A 16,991-nucleotide genomic window follows, 5' to 3' on the forward strand; every position below is an offset into this window, starting at 1 on the left:
CGTTTACGCCAACTTTTGGAATTCTTGTTTTAAGACCTCGCGAAACCAGGCTTTAAGGGGATCTTTGTGAGTCAAAGAATGCCAGATCATACGAATCTCGATCTTCGGAATATCGACCGGGCACTTTTGCACCAGCACCGGGAAATGTTCGGCATACTTTTTCAATAACAGCGAAGGCGCAGTAAGTACCAAGTCCGTCGAAGCGACCGTCCACGCCAGTCCGGTGAAGCTGTAGGATCCAAATGCAATATGGCGTTCCAGGGTCCTTCCGTTCACACGTCTGCGCAGACCGTCTTTAAAATCTCCCTGAAGTGTGATCAGGGCATGATCGCACTCGTAAAACTGCGCAGCTTTTAGTGTCCCTTGGATAATGGGATGATTTCTGCGATAGGCGGTGGAAAATCCGTCTTCATAGACCTTCACCTGATAAAAGCCTTCGGGCATGTTTTTATAGAAGCCGGCAATGGCCAGGTCATACACGCCACTTTCAAGCTCGGGCTTTGGCAGATCTCCGCCGGTGGGGCGGAAAGATATTTGCAACCCCGGGGCTTCAGTTTTCAGTCTTTTTAACAGGGCTGGCGCTAAAATCACTTCAACCATGTCCGTGGTCGCGATATTGATGCGCCCTTGGGCTTTCTTGGGATCGAACTTTTCCGACTGTTGGGCGAGGGCGCGTGCTTGTTGGGTGAAGGCTTCAACTGCAGCCCGCATGTTCTTTGCTGTTTGGGTGGCTGACATGCCTTTGGGAACGCGAACAAACAGAGGATCATTAAAATGATCGCGCAGTTTGGCCAGGGCATGGCTTGCAGCGGACTGACTCATATTCAGTTCATCGGCTGTTTTTGAGATGTTGGACGTCCGATACAGACTTTCAATGATAAATAACAGGTTTAAATCCAAGCCTGGCTTCATGGGTTCCTCTTAATTCGTTATGATTATTTCAGATAGCTATTATGAAAGCTATGAAATTGATAGATCGACTGGAAGCAGGCATCCTGGGGCTGTAACAAAGGAGATCACTATGAAAGCTCTGGCAACTGTTCTGGCTGTATTGGGACTGTCTGTAGGCGCCCAGGCCAAGGAAGCGGGTAAAACTATGAAAAAGGCACTGATTGTTGTGACAAACCATAACGTCAAAGGCAGCACAGGTCAGCAGACGGGCTGGTATCTGTCTGAAGTGACACATATCTATTATCCTCTGGTAAAGGCCGGCTATAAAGTCGACTTTGCCAGTCCCAAGGGTGGAGTCACAACGATGGATGAATCCAGTCTTGATTTGAAAGACCCGGGCAACCAGAAATTCGTCGAAGATAAAAAGCTGATGTCACAAATGCAAAACACCTTGGCAATCGGCAAGATCAATTCCAAGGATTACCAGTTGATTCACTTTGCCGGTGGGCACGGGGCCATGTGGGACTTTACAAGCTCGGCTGACATGGACAAACTGACTGCGGCGATTTATGAAAACGGTGGCATTGTCTCTGCGGTCTGCCACGGCCCGGCGGCGTTGGTGAATGTGAAGCTTTCCAATGGGGACTATCTGGTAAAGGGTAAAGATGTCAGTGCCTTCACGGATGCGGAAGAAAATGAAGTAGGCCTTAGCAAAGTGGTGCCATTTATGCTGGAGTCCACATTGCGCGAGCGCGGAGCAACAATGCATCCGGTAAAAAACTGGAATTCACAGGCTGTGGTTTCAGAGCGATTGGTGACAGGTCAGAATCCCCAGTCAGGTCACGCGGTGGCAAAGAAACTGGTGGAATTATCCAAGACGTTAAAATAGTGCTTTTGTGGGTGCCCCGGTGATAGGATCGGGGCATGAAGCAACTTGAAACTATTGTATTGCTGCCGGGATTTTTGTGTGATGAAAGGCTTTGGGCCCCTCTGGTGCCGGTTTTTTCTGAACACTACAATGTTCGAGTGGTGGATTTGAAGCATCCTCAGAATCTGGATGCCATGATCGAAGAAGTTGGCAAGACAGCCGACAAGACATTTCATCTGGTCGGCTTTTCCATGGGTGGGTATATCGCTGAAACATTTGCGACCCGCTTTCCTGAACGAATTCTGTCTTTATCCCTTATAGCTGCAAGTGTGGGTGCCCTGTCTGAAAAAACACGGGCGGCGCGCCTGAAAATGGTGGTTCTGTTAAAGCGCGGAAAATACAACGGCATCTCGGAAAAAGAGATGGATCGTTATATTCACCCGGATTTTCTGAACGATCCCCAGGTTGTGGGACCTGTCATGCAGATGAGTGCGGATTTTTCCTCTGAACAGTATATCAACCAAACCCTGGCCACTGTGGACCGAGTCGATCAAGGTGCGGCTTTGCAGGAGCTTTCGTTCCCGGTGTTGATTGTCGCCGCTGCCAATGACCGCGTGGTTCCTTTTGATTCCCTCAAAAACCGCCATGCCCAGATAACTCGATCCAAGTTTCACGTGATTGAGCATTGCGGGCACTATGTGCCTTTGGAACAGCCCAAACTGCTGGGTCATGCCATTCTTGATTTTGTTGGAAGGTAACTGATGACGCAAACGTGGGGCATCATCGGCATGGGATGGCTGGGACAGAAGTTGTCCGAGAATTTAAGTCAAAAAGGTGTTGAAAACTGGGGCACCCGCAGTCAGGACTTTGACTGGGGACGTGATGATTTTCCGGCCAAATCCTGTGATGTGCTGTTTCTGAACACACCGCCGCTGGTGCAAATCGCCCCCGAAGCCTTCGTTGCCAAAATTCCGACAGGCGACTATCGCCGAATTATTTTTATCAGCTCTATTTCGGTCTATGGCCATCAAGCGGGTCGCATTACCGAGCAAGCCAAGACTCTGCCCAGTACAGACAGTGCGCGCTGGCTGGTGGCGGTGGAAATGCTTTTAAGTAAGAAGTTTAAAGACCACGTGACGGTGATTCGCCCCGGAGGTTTGATCGGTGGGGACCGGCACCCTGCCAAAAGTTTGTCACAAAGCCAGCGGTCCTGCGCGGGCAATGCTCCCGTGAATCTGATTCATCGTGACGATCTGGTGCAGATCATCGTTGCTGTCGCTGAAGCAGAAGCGGCACCGTCAGTCATCAACGCTGTTACTCCGTTTCATCCCACCAAAAAAGAATACTACAGCGAGTGGACAGCAAAGCTGGGGATTGCTCCAGTCCAATTCACTGAAATGCAAGAGCCTGCAAAGATTGTCAGCTCGGATGTTCTTCCTAAGATGTATCCAGATTGGTTGTGTCCACGCTTGGACTGATTGGTTTTTCAGCAGTGCTGCCGATAGATTTGGCAGTTCCTTGTTTTTATTAGCAGGGAATCTGGAGGCATGGTAAGGGATTGCCTCTTATGCATCATGATGTTTCTGTGACGGACGATAAAAATATACGCAAAGATCTTTTCTTTGCGTCGTCGAATCTGCTGAAGAAAATTCGACAGCTTGAAAAAGACCATACGGACTTTCTGCTTTGGGATCAGATCCTTTATCAGGATTGGTACAACCTGACATTTAGAAATGAACTGCAAGCGGGCGAGCTGCTTGAAAAACGTCACAAGGTTCTGACCACTTTCCAGGTGCATTTGAAATACGTTGCCAACACCTCGGACGTTCCTTTGGAGCGTGCTTACTGCATGCTGAAAGAGGAGGAAAGCCAGTATCAGGCCGGTGATGACGTATGGAAGTTTGTCATCGATAAACTGAGAAAGAACCGCTTCGACACCGCGACAAGATCATCAGCACTTCCCGGAGAGCCGGCGCCTGTCGATGACGACGAACCGGCAATCAACTTTGCCGAGATTTTCTTTAAAGACGATTCCGCCTTAAGCGGCCTTAGACGTCGCGCGCGTTCCGTGTATCATTACCTGAATGATATTGATGACGGCATGATGGCGCGTCACTTGTCCGTGCCAATGGCTGGCTACCAGTTATTCAAAGAGACTTTCCAGATCGCGATGAAGTGCGGGGACTGGAAGCTGCTAGGCCGTCTGTGGAAGGCTGCCGATCCCGCATATCAGCAAAGATATCTGCGCAATATGCCGGTGCATCTGAAAGACTTCCTGCAGCAGATCATTGCTGAAAACGCCAGCCAGGAAGCTTTGGAAAAAGAACAGGCCGAGGCGGAAAGCCTGGTGCGCACCACGTACCGAAAGCTCGCGCGTCTGCTTCATCCCGACAAGCAGATTGGGGTTTCAAAAGAACATCAGGAATGGGCTTCGATCAAGTGGCAGCGTGTGCAGGCCGCTTACAAGTCCCAGGATCATGATGCCTTGAAACGCATCGAGCTTTTGTGCATGGCCGAGCTGGGTCAGCTGAATGATCTGACCACCGATGAAATATATCAAAGCTCGCTGGTGCTGAATGAAGAGTACGAGTCGCTGAAGAAAAATCTGAAAACCTGCCGTAAGCACCCGGCCTGGAAGTTTTCCGGTCGACGCAGTTATGAGACTTTGAAAAAACAAGCCCGTATCGATCTGGAAAAGCGCTTCGGCCCCTTGGAGGCAGAAGTGCACATGCTGGAAAACCTGCTGAAAATGCTTTCCGCCGCCGAGATGCAGGCTGTTCATTAACCTGTCCCTTGGAAAATATTCCATTAATCAGGGGTGAACAGGCCTTAAAAGAGGTCGTTTCTGTTGGCTCCAAGCCCCTGTAATTAATAAAAATTTCGTATTTTGCGAGGGGGCAGGGTTTCTGCTTGCGGAATTCGCTGGGTACTGGCTTATTACCGTCCATGCAAACACAAAGCTTCAAACGTCCTGAACTGTTACTTCCCGTGGGTACCAAAGAGATGGCTATGGCCGCCATCCATAACGGTGCCGATGCCATTTTCATGGGTGTACCGGGTTTCAATGCCCGCGGACGAAGCTATGATTTCCAAATCGAGGAAGTTAAAGAAATCATCGACACGTGCCACCTGTACGGCGTGAAGGTGAACCTGGCCTTCAATATTTTGATCTTCCAAAACGAACTGCACAAGGCAGCCGAGACGCTGGAAAAAATTCTTCCACTAAAACCTGATGCGTTCATCGTTCAGGATCTGGGTTTGGTGCGTCTGATTCGCCAGATGGCGCCGAATCAGCGTGTGCACGGTTCCACACAAATGAGCATCAGCAACGCCGAAGCCATCATCTGGCTTGATGATCTGGGCATTCAGCGCTTCGTATTGGCGCGTGAAAACTCGATCAAAGAAATTCACTCGATCAAACAAAACACCGACAAAGAAATCGAAGTCTTTGTGCATGGCGCTCTTTGTGTGAGCTATTCAGGTCAGTGTTTTACATCCGAAAGTATTGGTGGCCGTTCTGCCAACCGCGGTCAGTGTGCACAAAGCTGTCGCTTCAATTACGAAATGTATGTTGATGAAGAAAAGCGTGACCTGGGTGGCAAGTCCTTCCTGGTGTCCCCGCAGGACCTGTGCGGCATCAACGAAGTGCCAAGCCTGCTTGAGGCCGGTGTTGACTGCTTCAAGGTTGAAGGCCGCCTGAAAACGCCTGAATATGTTGCCACCGCAGCCCGCAGTTTTGATCAGGCGATTGAGTCTGCGCAGAATCATCAGGCCCTGATGAATCCGGTGCTTTTGAAAAAACAAATGGCCACTGCATTTTCCCGTGGCTTCTTCAGTGGCTGGTTCCATGGTGTGGATCACCAGAGGCTTGTGGAAGGCACGTTCAGTGCCCACCGTGGTTTTGAGTTCGGTAAAGTTGTTCGCGTGAAGGATAGCTCTTTGGAAGTCGAACTGACCGAAGAAAACATCCAGCAGGGGCTGAAAGCGGACTTCATCCAGGCCGGTGACGGTGTGTTGTGGGTTTATCAGGACCGCAACGGACAAAGTGCTGAAAAAGGTGGATTCGTTTTCGCGGTAAAATCCCTGAACACCCGCCGGTTTGAATTGGAATTCTCTCGCGATATTAACATGAGCGAAATGTTTATGGGTGCTCGTGTGTTCTATAATCACGATAAAGACCTGAAACGTGACGTGGCATTAAGTGTGGAAGACAAGGAAAGAAAGAAACGTCTTCCGGTGTCTATCCGTGCAGAGGCTTCGCTGGGTCAGCCTTTGAAAGTCACCTACACGGACGGTCGTTACTCTGTTTCCGCAACTTCAGCTAACATCTGTGAGCCGGCGAAGAGCAAAGGGCTGAATTCCCTGGATTTGCGTGAAGAGCTTTTTGCTTTGATGGGAAGCCCGTTCCGCGGTGAAGAGTTCACGTGCGAACTGGACGCGGCTGCGCCTTTGTTCCTGCCTGCTCGTCAGGTGAAGGAACTGCGTCAACAGTTGGTCAAAGAATTGACGGATCTGCGCATTCAAAATGGCGCAGCACCAGAAATCCAGACGGCATTGGCTGTCGGCGAATGGATTGAAGGCAATAAGACGGCTGAAAAAGCCGCTCCGGGTGCAAAACTGAATCTGCTGCTGCGTGAAAAAGGGCAGGTCGAAGACTTCGTTAATGCCATCAAATCCGGCGAGCTGACGACGGCTGGTTTGAATCTGGTTATTCTGGATTTCGAATTCGGTTTGGATTTTGAGCCCAGCTTGAAGCTGCTGAAAGAAAACGGCATCAAGGTGGCGATTGCGACCACTCGTATTTTGAAACCGAATGAACACCGCAATGTGAAGCATCTGTTCAATTTGAATCCGGATGCGATCCTGGCAAGAAACTTGGGTGCGGTTCAGTGGCTTCAAGCCAATAACTATCAGGGCGAGATCCTGGGTGACTTCAGCCTGAACGTGACCAATCACCTGACAGCGCAATACCTGCTGAATAAGGGCCTTCACAGCCTTTGCCTGGGTTATGATTTGAATAACGTGCAAGTCAGTGAGCTGATCCAGGCGGGTAAAGCCGCACAATTTGAAGTGACCGCTTATCAGTACATGCCAAGCTTCCACATGGAGCACTGTGTGTTCGCCGCGTTCCTAAGCAAAGGTTCCAGCTTCAAGGATTGTGGCAAACCATGTGAAAAGCACCAGGTGAAACTGAAAGACCAATTCGGCAACTGGCACCAGATTAAGCCGGACCAGGAATGCCGTAATACCATGTACAACGGGACTTCGCAGTCAGCGGCCCGCTATGTGAAGGAATGGGAATCATTGGGTCTGGGTTATATCCGCTATGAAGCGTTGAAAGAACGTCACTCAGAGCTGATCACAAAAATTCAGGGCCACTTGGATTTCATCAGCGGCAAAAAGGATCTTGAATCTTTGATCAAGGATCTGGGGAACGTGGAAAGTTATGGTTTGTCAGAAAGCCACTTCCAGAGAGAAAAAGAATACCAAAGCCGTAAGAAGTAATAAAAAAAGGGAGTCCGTAGACTCCCTTTTTTTATTCAAATTTTGAGCGAAGATACTTTTCGTATTCCCGTAACACCGAGTTCATGACCCCTTTCAGGAGTTCATCCATCGCGGGATCCTGCCCCTGTTTTCCGTCCATATTGACGAAGTCTTTCAGAATTTGTTCTTCACGGGCAGCATTGAAGAAGGGCTGACCTTCCTGCTGCTTGATCTTCCAGACGGCCATCGTCAAATCACGACGGCGCAGCAATAGAGCATGCATTTCTTTGTGAACCTGATCAATTTCCTGACGGAGACTGTTGATTGTTTCCATGTCGATAACCTTCCAATTAGTCCAGGCGGAAAAGGGCAAATTTCAGATAGCGAAGTTCTTCCATCGCCAAAGGATAGGGGTGATCCACGGGCTGGCCGCCAATGTAAACCAACGTGGCCTTCTTACGAGCGCGGGAAAAGGCTTCCTGACAGATATCCATAAACTCTTTGGTGGAGATATGGCTGGAACAAGAACTTGCTGCAAACAGGCCTTCAGGATTCACCAGTTTGATGGAGTTAGAGAATACTTTGGTGTAAGCGGCCTTGGCTTGTTCGACCGATTTTTCATTCGGGGCAAAGCTTGGCGGGTCGGTGATCACGATGTCGTACTTTTTCTTTTCGGTGTTCAGTTGCTCAAGATAGGCAAAGGCATCGGTGGCCACATCATGGTGAACCGTCTTAAGGTTATTGATTTCAAAATTGCGGGCCACGGCCTGAATAGCGACTTTCGCGATATCCACGCTCGTGACTTCGGTGGCGCCACCTTTGGCGGCAAAGATCGAAAAGCCCCCGGTATAGCTGAACAGGTTCAGCACCGTTTTGTCTTTGGCAAAGTGCTGAATCATCTTTCGGTTGTCACGCTGATCCAGGAAGAAGCCTGTCTTTGCAGCGTCACGGATATTGGATGCGAACAGGACGCCGTTTTCCAGGAACTGAACTTCCGGGGCCAGGGTCCCTACGATGTTTACGCCTTTTTCTTCCGCGTCGTTACGGCGCTTCAGATAGACGCATTTCACCTGAGGGAAGGCTTCCTGGATTTTTTCGGCAATGGCCGGGGCATTCCAGGTTTTTTCCATGATCGGGTGGTCGTGTTTGATCACGGCCGTGTCGTTATAGACGTCCACGATCAGGCCCGGCAGGCCGTCGCCTTCACCGTTGATCAGGCGGAACGAGTTGGTCACAGATAGATCAAAAGTTTTACGAATCTGAACGGCTTTGCGCCACTGGCTGTCGAAGTACAATTCAAGCGTGCGCTTCATGTTGTTGCGGCGGAAGATAGGCTCTTCGGCCAAAACCAGAACTCTGAAACGTAATTGAGTGTCGCCCTGCCAGATACCCAGAGCCAGAGCCTCACCCTTATAGTTCAGCAGGTGGATCCCGGATTTCAGGTTGCGGCTGGGATCAAAGCAGTTGGCGAAAAGCCAGCGGTGACCTTGTTTTAAGTGCTTGGTCACGTCACGTTTTAGCTCGATGGTTTCAATGGTGTTTTCAAATGTGACGGCAGCAGAAGTCATAGTTCAGGGTCTCCAAAGCGAGGGCTCTTTTTATGCTAAATCGTCCCTGTTCGCAAGGTGTTAGCAGGGGCTTGGCCGGGGGTACTTAAGGGGGTGGCAAATTTACAGGCCGGACCTTCTGTTTGACTCCCAGATCAATCTCAACGACTCTGGCGCCTTCAAATTCGCTCTTAAAACGGAGTATTCCATGGCGCAAAAAACCGGCACCCCCAAGGCTGCATCCACCGTGCTTGATCAGAAGTTCTGGCAGAACTTCGCCAAGAACCATTGGGAGAAAAAGCCCCTGGTTGCCCGCAATGTGAAGTCCGGTCTGCTGGAGATGACGGATGCCGAGATCTTCGAGCTTTTGGTCAGCTATAGTGATCGTTGCCGTGAAATGAATGACCCCGAAGGTTTGAAGTTCTTCATTGATGGCGCTAAAGCCGACCCGGAAGAAGTTTTAGAGTTGCTTCCGGAAAAGTCCGACAAATCCTTGTTGGGATATCACAAACGTATGAATGCCCAGTTCCCGGATTATTGCCTGGTCTGTGACGAGCTTTTGCAGGTGAATCTGAAAAAGCAGCATCTGTTGCAGGACTTTACCGACGATCTTTTCCGCCATGTGGGTTTTCCAAATCGTTTTTCTGAAATCGGACTTTATCTGGGGAATTATCGCAAGACTCCGTTCGGGGTTCATGTGGATTCCTGCGGGGTCTTCAGCTTCCCGGTGGCGGGGGTGAAAAGATTCCGTCTGTGGCCTGCGGCGTATGGAGATAAACATCCCGAACTGGATCGCACGTTCAATTATGAAAAACACAAAAAACATTCCCAGCTTGTCGAAGTCGGCCCGGGGGACATGACGTATTGGCCATCTTCAGAGTGGCATATCGCTGAATCTGACGGTTCCTTCAGCGCGACGTGGAGTCTGGGTGTGTGGGTCGATCAGACTCATCGGGATATGTTCGGGACGGCATTGAAGAATCTGGTTGATGCGAGGCTGGATTCAGCGGGGTTGAAAGTCACAACACCGTTTAAGACGTTGCATGACAAGTCCGGTGAAGTCGGGGAGCTGCCAAAGATGTATCAGGACTCTTTGAAAGCGTTGAAGTCCCTGAGTGCCGCAGAACTTGAAGAGGCTTTCTTGAAATCCTGGATGAAGCACATTTCGCTTCAAGGGTTTAAGACCGTGCCTGTATCGACCGTGAAGGTCACTGCGAAATCGCGCTTACAGCTTCGCAGTGTGCGGTCGCCCGTGTTGTGGCAGCAGAGTGCGGTGAATAAGAAAAGTTTCAGTTTGAGCTTCGGCGGAGTTTTGGTTCAGAGCTCTGCCGCCGGACTTTTGAAGCTGGTGAAAGATTTGAATGCCGGGAAAGTCTGTGTTCCCAGTCAGTACTTGAAAACCAAAGGAGACAAGCTGGACCAGCGCTTGCTGCAAGAGCTGGCTGATGCTGGGGCGTTTCACGTTTGACGCTGCGGGGGCAGGACACAAAAGTGGTCCTGTTGCCCGGAAAACAGGCATAATTTCCAGCTTTTCCCATGACAGAGGCTTTCAGCGGGTTTAAATTCTTCGGGATAGCTAATTCGCCAAACCCTTGAAAGGAACCAGCTTATGAAAGCTCCTGTTCGTGTTGCAGTTACCGGCGCTGCCGGCCAAATCGGTTATGCACTTCTTTTCCGTATCGCTAGTGGTGCGATGTTGGGTGCAGATCAACCGGTGATCCTTCAACTTCTAGAAATCCCAGATGAAAAAGCTCAAAAAGCGCTGAAAGGCGTGATGATGGAGCTTGATGACTGCGCGTTCCCTTTGTTGCACTCCATGATCGCTACAGGTGATCCGGCAGTTGCTTTCAAAGACGCTGATGTTGCTTTGCTTGTTGGTGCACGTCCCCGTGGCCCGGGCATGGAACGTAAAGACCTTTTGACTGCAAACGGCCAGATCTTCACTGGTCAAGGTGAAGCGATTGGTAAATACGCAAATCCAAATGTAAAAGTTTTGGTTGTTGGTAACCCGGCAAACACGAACGCTTACATCGCAATGAAATCCGCGATGAAGCACGGTCGCGTACAGGCGAAAAACTTCACAGCAATGCTTCGTTTGGATCACAACCGCGCATTGTCTCAGTTGGCGACTAAAACTGGTAAACCAGTTGCTTCCTTCAAAAAGGTTGCAGTTTGGGGTAACCACAGCCCAACGATGTACCCGGATGTTCGTTTCGCAACAGCTGACGGTGCAAAAGTTCCTGAGTTGCTTAAACTTGGTACCACTGAAGGTGATGCCTGGAATAAAGACACGTTCATCCCGACAGTGGGTAAACGTGGCGCTGCGATCATCGAAGCTCGTGGTTTGTCTTCTGCCGCTTCTGCAGCCTCTGCAGCAGTTGATCACATCCGTGACTGGTGGTTGGGCACAAACGGTGAGTGGGTTACAATGGGTATTCCTTCTGACGGTTCTTACGACATCCCAGAAGGCATCATGTACGGTTTCCCTGTCACTTGCAAAAACGGCGAATACGAGATCGTAAAAGGTCTTGAGATCGACGCTTTCTCTCGCGAGAAAATGAACAACACGTTGAAAGAGCTGACTGAAGAACGCGACGCTGTTGCTTCAATGCTTTAATATTAAATTCAAATTTTGAATTGGAGAAGGCCGGGCGAAAACCCGGCCTTTTTTTATAGATCCACTTTCGCACCCAGCGCTTCGATCAGAACCAAAACTTCCGGGAAAGAAAACTGTGCGTCTTTGATTTTTGTGAACTTGGGATCAATAAAGTATTCCCGGGCGCCGCGGAAGTCGGCTTTTTCGATATTGGCATTGGTGAAAGATGTCCCAGCCAGAGAGGCTCCGTTAAAGCTGACTTTGGAAAGGTTGGCGCCAGCAAAGTCAGACTCGCGAACCACGCAGTTAACGAAGTCCGAGCCCCGCAGATCCACCCCTTGGAAACTTGCATAATCCAATTTGCATCCCTTAAATGAATAGTTGCCGTTCTTGCGCACTTCTGTCCAGTTAGTGCCCATCAGATTGCAGTCTTCAAACACGACCCCGCGGAAAGTGACATTCATCAGGGAACAATTCGCAAAGTGGCACCCGACGAATTTACAGTCAGTGAAAAGGGCACTTTTCAGACTGACCTCAGTGAAGTCCATCTTGATAAACTCAAATCCCGAGATTTCCGTATCCGGGGTGTTCAGCATTTGCAGCATCTGGCTTTCGGTGGCTTCGATGTAGTTCATGATCGTCTCCTTGCAAGGAAGCTAGCACTGTTTGTTGTAAGGGTTGAAACGATTTTGTGTTTTCCCAGAGTGGAAAATTAACGCCTAGCGGTTGAAATCCAACGGTTTTTGTATATCTGCGCAGAAAGAATCAGGACTTTTAATTTTGTAATTGCACCGGGATTTCCATATTGAGTTGGCAAATACGAAGTAAATCGTAACGTGGGAGTGGGGGATGCATCATGAAGTTCAAGCAGCGTTTTTCAAGTTTTCTGGATCAGATCAGCAAGCATGAGGTCTTTATTCTTTCATCATCCATAGCCTACACCACAGGTTTGGCACTGGCTCCTTTTGTTCTGATCCTGTTGTCCCTGGCGACTTTGTTTGGGGATGCGACTCGCGATAAGATCTTTGCCGGTTTTTCGGACGTTGTGGGTCAGCAGGCCAGTGGCTCTATTAAGATGATCGTTGAAAATGCAGAAAAGAATCCGCAAGGGACAGGTATTTCAGGGGCCATTGGTTTCATCGTGTTGTTGGTGTCGGCCTCTGCCATTTTTTCGCAGTTGCGGTATGCACTGGATAAAATCAATGAACACAAAGCCACCGAAAAAGAACAGGGGATGATGGGGTTTGTGAAGGACCGCTTCTTGTCCATGGGGCTGTTACTGGGGTTTGTTTTTCTGACGATCACATCAATGATTTTAACGACAACATTGACCTTGGTTCTGCCCGAACAAGACGGGTGGTTCTGGCAGTCGTTGGTTTTCGTAATTACTTTGATGGTGTTTTCGCTGCTTTTTACCGCGATCTATCGTTTTGTCCCGACGGACAAGGCGTCCTGGAAAAGATGTGCGGTGGCCGGGGTGACCAGCGCGGTCTTTTTTAATATTGGCAAGACGCTGATTGGACTTTATCTGGGCACCGCAGGCCTTGAAAAATCGTACGGCGCGGCAGGGTCGATTGTGGTCTTTCTGGCGTGGGTTTATTACAGCGGGCTGACTCTGCTGGTAAGCTATGAGTTCGCGAATGGGGTGCTGTTGCGGGTGCCGCCTCACACGAAAATCGTGAGGTCGACACCGCGGTCAAAAGAGTCCCGGAATCAGATCACGCTTAACACAAACTAAAGGGATTAGAACTTAGAGATTTGATCAACGTATTCCGGGTGATCAATGAATGGATTGCGGTTGCCTTGAATTCTTTCAATGGCATTGTTGCGTTCCAATTCTGACTGGTCGACAGGATCCAGCTTGTTCCAGCGGCGAAGAGTCGCTTCCTGTGCCGCAGGGATTGGGAAGTCATAGCGAACCGCGAAGTAGAAGATCGCTCTGGCAACATTGCCTTTGTGTTTTACAGGTGGTTCAAAAACCAGATCGCTGCCACCGCCGCTGCCCAGTTTGGATTCTGTGGAAATGTCCTGTCTTTGTTCATCAAAGCATTTTGGCGTGTTTTTGATGGTGCCCACGTCACCAAACGCAAAATTGCCGCGCATGGAATTGGCTCTGGAATCAGACGGGTAAAGGTGGTGCAGGTCTGCTTTGCCTACGTTGAAATAGTGGCGTCCCTTGAACCAGGATTGTGCAACTGTGTGTTCAACGTTGATGATCATGGAAGAAGGTTCTTTTCTTGGGCCCACGCCGTTACCCAGATGGGTTTTACCATATGGTGTGGAGCAGTAGACTTCGTCGATGGCATAAGAGCCGTCGGTCAGTCGGATCAGAGCTACGTTGCCAAGCAGCTCTACTTGGGCTTTGTCATAAGAAATTGGATCGTGCTTGGAAATGACGTCTTTTTTTAGATCGCTGCGAAGGTCGGCTTTGGCAGCAATAGAAGTTAAAATTAGTGCAGCAGATAGCAAAATGAATGATTGGCCCACAGTTCCCCCTTGTAGACACGAGACGAGTATCAAAGGGGTGTAAACGTTTCAATCTTGAAAGGTTCGATGCCTTGGCGCGGCAGAGGATAAAGACGGATTCCTGACAATTCCTATTCCCAAGCCATCAGTCATTATGATCGTGAAACATATGAGGTTTAGTATTGTCGGAAGGCGCATTGTGGTTCACGTTGCGCTTTCACATGCATTAAATAGTAGGAGCTGCCTCATGCGTTCTTTTGTCATTGCGGTTGTTATTTTCTTTGCGACAACCTTCGCCCATGCAGAAACTTTCGTGGAATTCATCGTCGTCGGCAAAGTGTGGCCTGAACACAAGTGGGGCCACGTTTCCTTGCGTGTGAAAGATGCGGAAACAGACTTGGTTTTTGATTTTGGTCGTTATGGCCGGATGTGGGGGCTGTTTAATTCGCAGGGTGAGGCTATTTTGCGCGTCTGGAAAAATGCACGCAGTCACCTGGAGGCGCAACAAGAGGGAGGACCTGTTATTCGTGCGATTCGCTTCCCGGCAACATCGACCCAGGCTCAAGGTGTGCTGAAGTATTTTGAACGTATCGCGGGAACAAGGCTTTACCATCGGTCTGTAGATGCGGATTGGTACCATATTAGCAGCACGACTTTTCATCCAATCAATAACAATTGCGTCACTATGGCGATCAAAGGCTTCATGAATGGATTGCCCACAATCAACGTCAATCGCAGTTCATATGCAAAGGGCGACGGTCTTTACATGTGGGCTCGGGGTAAAGCCAGAGGGAGTTCTTATAACTCTTCAACAAAAACCTGGAAGCATATCTGGTGGCCCCAGGATCTTTTGACGCTCTTGCAGAGGGAATACGTGGCCAAGGGGCTGGCTGTGGGGAAGGTTTACTGAAGCCGCCAGTTCTTTGAATCTATTTATTCTGCTTAAAGATCTCGTCGATATTGGCGTGAAGCTTTGAGGTCAGGCTTTCCATCAGCGTCTTCGTGAAATCCTCAAGCGTGTCAGCGGATTCAAAGTTTTCTTCAAGCAGTTCGGCTTCTGCTGTCAGCTGTTCAGAAGCCTCTGTTGGCGCAGTTTGATTTTTTGGATCTTGAGACTGAGGCATAATTACTCCTGAAACGAAAAAAGCCTTTTGAGTTCATCAAAAGGCTTTAATAAAATTCAAACTTTAGGTCCTACTTCGGTGAAGCCGAAGTGCAGACAGCCATTTTTCCCAGCCAAAGGCTGGAGAGAAAAATGGTCGGGGAGAACTATTGCGCACCTGGGGGCTTTTACCAGTGAAATTGGCGATTTATACGAAAAACCCACAATGTATAATATCGCGTGGCGTTACTAGTTTTGGGCTGTGGCGACAGAAATGACTGTAGCAGGACAAAATATCCTGACTGTTGTAGGATGCCCACATGGCAAAAGGCAGAACCCCTATCAAGGCGACAATCCCTCCATCAAAAACCCCACAACAGGCACTTCCACTGCTTGGCAGGCAGCTTCAACGTCTCGATGAAGTGACACAGTTGTCCTTCAATGACCCCCAGGTCACAGGCTGGACAAATACGACGGTCAATTTGTTGAATGATGTGTTTGGTAAGCCCAATGGTAATCCTCATGAAAATACGTGGGCGTTTGAGCATGCTGATGGGGGTGGCTTGTTCGTCAATATGGACGATCATGAGCTTCAAGAGCATTTCCGGAAGCAACAAGGACAGCGTAAGGCCCTTCTTTCTGCCTATATAGAACAATTGACTGATCAGGTAGGCGAATTAGCGCCGTCGCCACCACAGCCGGAGTTAGTTACTCGATCGCTCAAGAAGCCAAAAGAATTGAGAACAACATTCTCAACGTATCAGGTGAATGACGTTATTGGTGAGGGTGGGGCAGGGCTGGTTTACAGTGCAAAGGATGAAGATGGGCGAGCGGTCGCAATCAAAATCCTTAATCCTGTTAAAGCTACTCGTGAAAAAATGAAGCGATTCAAGAATGAATTTAGATTCTGTGCGCAAAGTAAACATCCTAATATTGTGAGCGTGCATGATGATGGGCTGACTCCGGAAGGGGCATCATTTTTTGTAATGCCGCTTTATACTTGCTCACTCCGTAAGTTGATAGGAACTTTTTCTTCGAAAGATGCCTTTGCGGCATTTATCAAAATTCTCGATGGAGTTGATGCTGCCCATAAGCAGGGGGTTACCCATAGAGATCTAAAGCCCGAGAATATTTTGGTAAGCCCATCAGAAGGGCAATTAGTAATAAGCGACTTTGGTATCGCAGACTTTGAGGAGGATGACCTTTACTCCACGGTAGAAACTAAAGTTGGCGCCCATATTGGCAATTTTCAGTATGCTGCTCCTGAGCAGCGTGCTCGCGGAAAGCAAATTGATAAAAGGGCTGACATTTATTCTTTAGGGTTGATTCTGAATGAGCTTTTTACTTCAGAATTGGCACTGGGTGTGAACTTCAAAAATATTTCTTCTGTTGATCCAGATTATGCCTATCTAGATCCTATTGTTTTGAAGATGCTGGAGCAGTCGCCATCTTCCAGATACGCAAGCATCGACGAATTAAAATTGGATCTTAGTGCCCGGCGCGGTGAGCAAATTTCTCGACAAAAACTTAGCAAGCTGAATGGTCAGGTTATTCCGGTTGGAGAGGTAGATGATCCCATTGTCGCTGACCCGATGCGTATTATTGGAGTTGACTGGGAAAATGGGACCCTCACCATCGAGTTAAATCACGCTCCTAACAAGACTTGGATTTGGGCAATGAACAACATGGGTGGGCATTCTGCTGTTTATGGCCGAGGACCAGAGACCTTTCGATTTAGTGGCAATAAAGCAGTGGTCCAAGCAAGTGAAAATGAAGCCCAACTAGTTATAAATCACTTTAAGCAGTGGCTGCTAACAACATCTCGTGTTTATGTTTCTAAGCTGGAAAGAGACCTACAAGAGTCCGAGAGAAAAGCCAGAGATGAGATTAAGAGGCGGATAGCTGAGGAGGAAAAGAGAATGAAAGTAAAAGGCAGCCTAACGTTTTAAGTCGTTTAACTGTGGAGTGAACCCCGATTTTTTGGACACAGTTAAAAGTTCACGGACTCCTTGTACTCGACTGGGCTCTTCATGCCAA

16 protein-coding genes are annotated in these 16,991 nt (G+C 49.0%); 10 read left to right on the forward strand and 6 right to left on the reverse strand.

Annotated elements, in window-relative coordinates; all coding sequences use genetic code 11:
* Window positions 1–3: 3 nt before the first annotated feature.
* A complete protein-coding gene (locus AC04MQ_RS18840; RefSeq protein WP_015090046.1) occupies window positions 4–912 on the reverse strand; it encodes a LysR family transcriptional regulator in 909 nt (302 codons plus the stop codon).
* A 109-nt stretch (window positions 913–1,021) separates the two neighbouring features.
* Between AC04MQ_RS18840 and AC04MQ_RS18845 the strand changes: the two genes are divergently transcribed.
* The 5 genes from AC04MQ_RS18845 to AC04MQ_RS18865 all read left to right on the forward strand — a co-directional run bounded on the left by AC04MQ_RS18845 (window position 1,022) and on the right by AC04MQ_RS18865 (window position 7,264).
* Window positions 1,022–1,780 (forward strand): type 1 glutamine amidotransferase domain-containing protein, encoded by a 759-nt coding sequence (locus AC04MQ_RS18845; protein ID WP_475392827.1) that lies wholly within the window; start codon window positions 1,022–1,024, stop codon window positions 1,778–1,780.
* 35 nt (window positions 1,781–1,815) lie between these two features.
* Window positions 1,816–2,517, forward strand: a complete 702-nt coding sequence (locus tag AC04MQ_RS18850; RefSeq protein WP_015090048.1) for an alpha/beta fold hydrolase — start codon at window positions 1,816–1,818, stop codon at window positions 2,515–2,517.
* Window positions 2,518–2,520: 3 nt separating this feature from the next.
* The gene (locus AC04MQ_RS18855) at window positions 2,521–3,237 is read left to right on the forward strand and encodes a Rossmann-fold NAD(P)-binding domain-containing protein (RefSeq protein ID WP_015090049.1); all 717 of its coding nucleotides are present in this window, start codon (window positions 2,521–2,523) and stop codon (window positions 3,235–3,237) included.
* Between the two features lie 89 nt (window positions 3,238–3,326).
* Window positions 3,327–4,544 carry a J domain-containing protein gene (locus AC04MQ_RS18860; RefSeq protein ID WP_015090050.1) on the forward strand — a complete coding sequence of 406 codons (1,218 nt, stop codon included), beginning with the start codon at window positions 3,327–3,329 and terminating at the stop codon, window positions 4,542–4,544.
* A gap of 161 nt (window positions 4,545–4,705) precedes the next feature.
* A complete protein-coding gene (locus AC04MQ_RS18865) occupies window positions 4,706–7,264 on the forward strand; it encodes a peptidase U32 family protein (protein WP_475392828.1) in 2,559 nt (852 codons plus the stop codon).
* Between the two features lie 31 nt (window positions 7,265–7,295).
* Here AC04MQ_RS18865 and AC04MQ_RS18870 read toward each other — a convergent pair whose 3' ends face one another.
* Both AC04MQ_RS18870 and AC04MQ_RS18875 read right to left on the reverse strand, forming a co-directional pair.
* Window positions 7,296–7,577, reverse strand: a complete 282-nt coding sequence (locus AC04MQ_RS18870) for a chorismate mutase (RefSeq protein ID WP_015090052.1) — start codon at window positions 7,575–7,577, stop codon at window positions 7,296–7,298.
* Window positions 7,578–7,593: 16 nt separating this feature from the next.
* A complete protein-coding gene (locus AC04MQ_RS18875; protein WP_475392829.1) occupies window positions 7,594–8,811 on the reverse strand; it encodes a class I SAM-dependent rRNA methyltransferase in 1,218 nt (405 codons plus the stop codon).
* Between the two features lie 187 nt (window positions 8,812–8,998).
* Here AC04MQ_RS18875 and AC04MQ_RS18880 point away from each other — a divergent pair, with 187 nt between their 5' ends.
* Window positions 8,999–10,258 carry a JmjC domain-containing protein gene (locus AC04MQ_RS18880; protein WP_475392830.1) on the forward strand — a complete coding sequence of 420 codons (1,260 nt, stop codon included), beginning with the start codon at window positions 8,999–9,001 and terminating at the stop codon, window positions 10,256–10,258.
* A gap of 141 nt (window positions 10,259–10,399) precedes the next feature.
* Window positions 10,400–11,407, forward strand: coding sequence for a malate dehydrogenase (locus AC04MQ_RS18885; RefSeq protein WP_015090055.1), 1,008 nt, complete (start codon window positions 10,400–10,402; stop codon window positions 11,405–11,407).
* A 53-nt stretch (window positions 11,408–11,460) separates the two neighbouring features.
* Here the strand turns inward: AC04MQ_RS18885 and AC04MQ_RS18890 are convergent, their stop codons facing one another.
* Entirely contained in the window at window positions 11,461–12,021 is a 561-nt protein-coding gene (locus AC04MQ_RS18890) for a pentapeptide repeat-containing protein (protein WP_015090056.1), read from the reverse strand.
* 221 nt (window positions 12,022–12,242) lie between these two features.
* Here AC04MQ_RS18890 and AC04MQ_RS18895 point away from each other — a divergent pair, with 221 nt between their 5' ends.
* Window positions 12,243–13,124, forward strand: coding sequence for a YihY/virulence factor BrkB family protein (locus AC04MQ_RS18895; protein WP_015090057.1), 882 nt, complete (start codon window positions 12,243–12,245; stop codon window positions 13,122–13,124).
* A gap of 5 nt (window positions 13,125–13,129) precedes the next feature.
* On the opposite strand, the gene AC04MQ_RS18900 is transcribed toward AC04MQ_RS18895, so the two are convergent.
* Window positions 13,130–13,873 (reverse strand): endonuclease I family protein, encoded by a 744-nt coding sequence (locus tag AC04MQ_RS18900; protein WP_015090058.1) that lies wholly within the window; start codon window positions 13,871–13,873, stop codon window positions 13,130–13,132.
* A 226-nt stretch (window positions 13,874–14,099) separates the two neighbouring features.
* On the opposite strand from AC04MQ_RS18900, the gene AC04MQ_RS18905 reads away from it, so the two are divergent.
* The gene (locus AC04MQ_RS18905) at window positions 14,100–14,762 is read left to right on the forward strand and encodes a hypothetical protein (RefSeq protein WP_041577021.1); all 663 of its coding nucleotides are present in this window, start codon (window positions 14,100–14,102) and stop codon (window positions 14,760–14,762) included.
* Window positions 14,763–14,781: 19 nt separating this feature from the next.
* Here the strand turns inward: AC04MQ_RS18905 and AC04MQ_RS18910 are convergent, their stop codons facing one another.
* The gene (locus AC04MQ_RS18910; RefSeq protein WP_015090060.1) at window positions 14,782–14,976 is read right to left on the reverse strand and encodes a hypothetical protein; all 195 of its coding nucleotides are present in this window, start codon (window positions 14,974–14,976) and stop codon (window positions 14,782–14,784) included.
* A gap of 298 nt (window positions 14,977–15,274) precedes the next feature.
* Between AC04MQ_RS18910 and AC04MQ_RS18915 the strand changes: the two genes are divergently transcribed.
* Window positions 15,275–16,903, forward strand: a complete 1,629-nt coding sequence (locus tag AC04MQ_RS18915) for a serine/threonine-protein kinase (protein ID WP_475392831.1) — start codon at window positions 15,275–15,277, stop codon at window positions 16,901–16,903.
* Window positions 16,904–16,991 lie beyond the last annotated feature (88 nt).

The sequence above is a fragment of the Bdellovibrio sp. MYbb2 genome (genome assembly GCF_056175685.1).

What these genes read in the sequence shown, in the direction of transcription:
- AC04MQ_RS18840 (WP_015090046.1), bottom strand. Translation starts at nt 912, where the DNA reads ATGAAGCCAGGCTTGGATTTAAACCTGTTATTTATCATTGAAAGTCTG.
- AC04MQ_RS18845 (WP_475392827.1), top strand. Translation starts at nt 1,022, where the DNA reads ATGAAAGCTCTGGCAACTGTTCTGGCTGTATTGGGACTGTCTGTAGGC.
- AC04MQ_RS18850 (WP_015090048.1), top strand. Translation starts at nt 1,816, where the DNA reads ATGAAGCAACTTGAAACTATTGTATTGCTGCCGGGATTTTTGTGTGAT.
- AC04MQ_RS18855 (WP_015090049.1), top strand. Translation starts at nt 2,521, where the DNA reads ATGACGCAAACGTGGGGCATCATCGGCATGGGATGGCTGGGACAGAAG.
- AC04MQ_RS18860 (WP_015090050.1), top strand. Translation starts at nt 3,327, where the DNA reads ATGCATCATGATGTTTCTGTGACGGACGATAAAAATATACGCAAAGAT.
- AC04MQ_RS18865 (WP_475392828.1), top strand. Translation starts at nt 4,706, where the DNA reads ATGCAAACACAAAGCTTCAAACGTCCTGAACTGTTACTTCCCGTGGGT.
- AC04MQ_RS18870 (WP_015090052.1), bottom strand. Translation starts at nt 7,577, where the DNA reads ATGGAAACAATCAACAGTCTCCGTCAGGAAATTGATCAGGTTCACAAA.
- AC04MQ_RS18875 (WP_475392829.1), bottom strand. Translation starts at nt 8,811, where the DNA reads ATGACTTCTGCTGCCGTCACATTTGAAAACACCATTGAAACCATCGAG.
- AC04MQ_RS18880 (WP_475392830.1), top strand. Translation starts at nt 8,999, where the DNA reads ATGGCGCAAAAAACCGGCACCCCCAAGGCTGCATCCACCGTGCTTGAT.
- AC04MQ_RS18885 (WP_015090055.1), top strand. Translation starts at nt 10,400, where the DNA reads ATGAAAGCTCCTGTTCGTGTTGCAGTTACCGGCGCTGCCGGCCAAATC.
- AC04MQ_RS18890 (WP_015090056.1), bottom strand. Translation starts at nt 12,021, where the DNA reads ATGAACTACATCGAAGCCACCGAAAGCCAGATGCTGCAAATGCTGAAC.
- AC04MQ_RS18895 (WP_015090057.1), top strand. Translation starts at nt 12,243, where the DNA reads ATGAAGTTCAAGCAGCGTTTTTCAAGTTTTCTGGATCAGATCAGCAAG.
- AC04MQ_RS18905 (WP_041577021.1), top strand. Translation starts at nt 14,100, where the DNA reads ATGCGTTCTTTTGTCATTGCGGTTGTTATTTTCTTTGCGACAACCTTC.
- AC04MQ_RS18910 (WP_015090060.1), bottom strand. Translation starts at nt 14,976, where the DNA reads ATGCCTCAGTCTCAAGATCCAAAAAATCAAACTGCGCCAACAGAGGCT.
- AC04MQ_RS18915 (WP_475392831.1), top strand. Translation starts at nt 15,275, where the DNA reads ATGGCAAAAGGCAGAACCCCTATCAAGGCGACAATCCCTCCATCAAAA.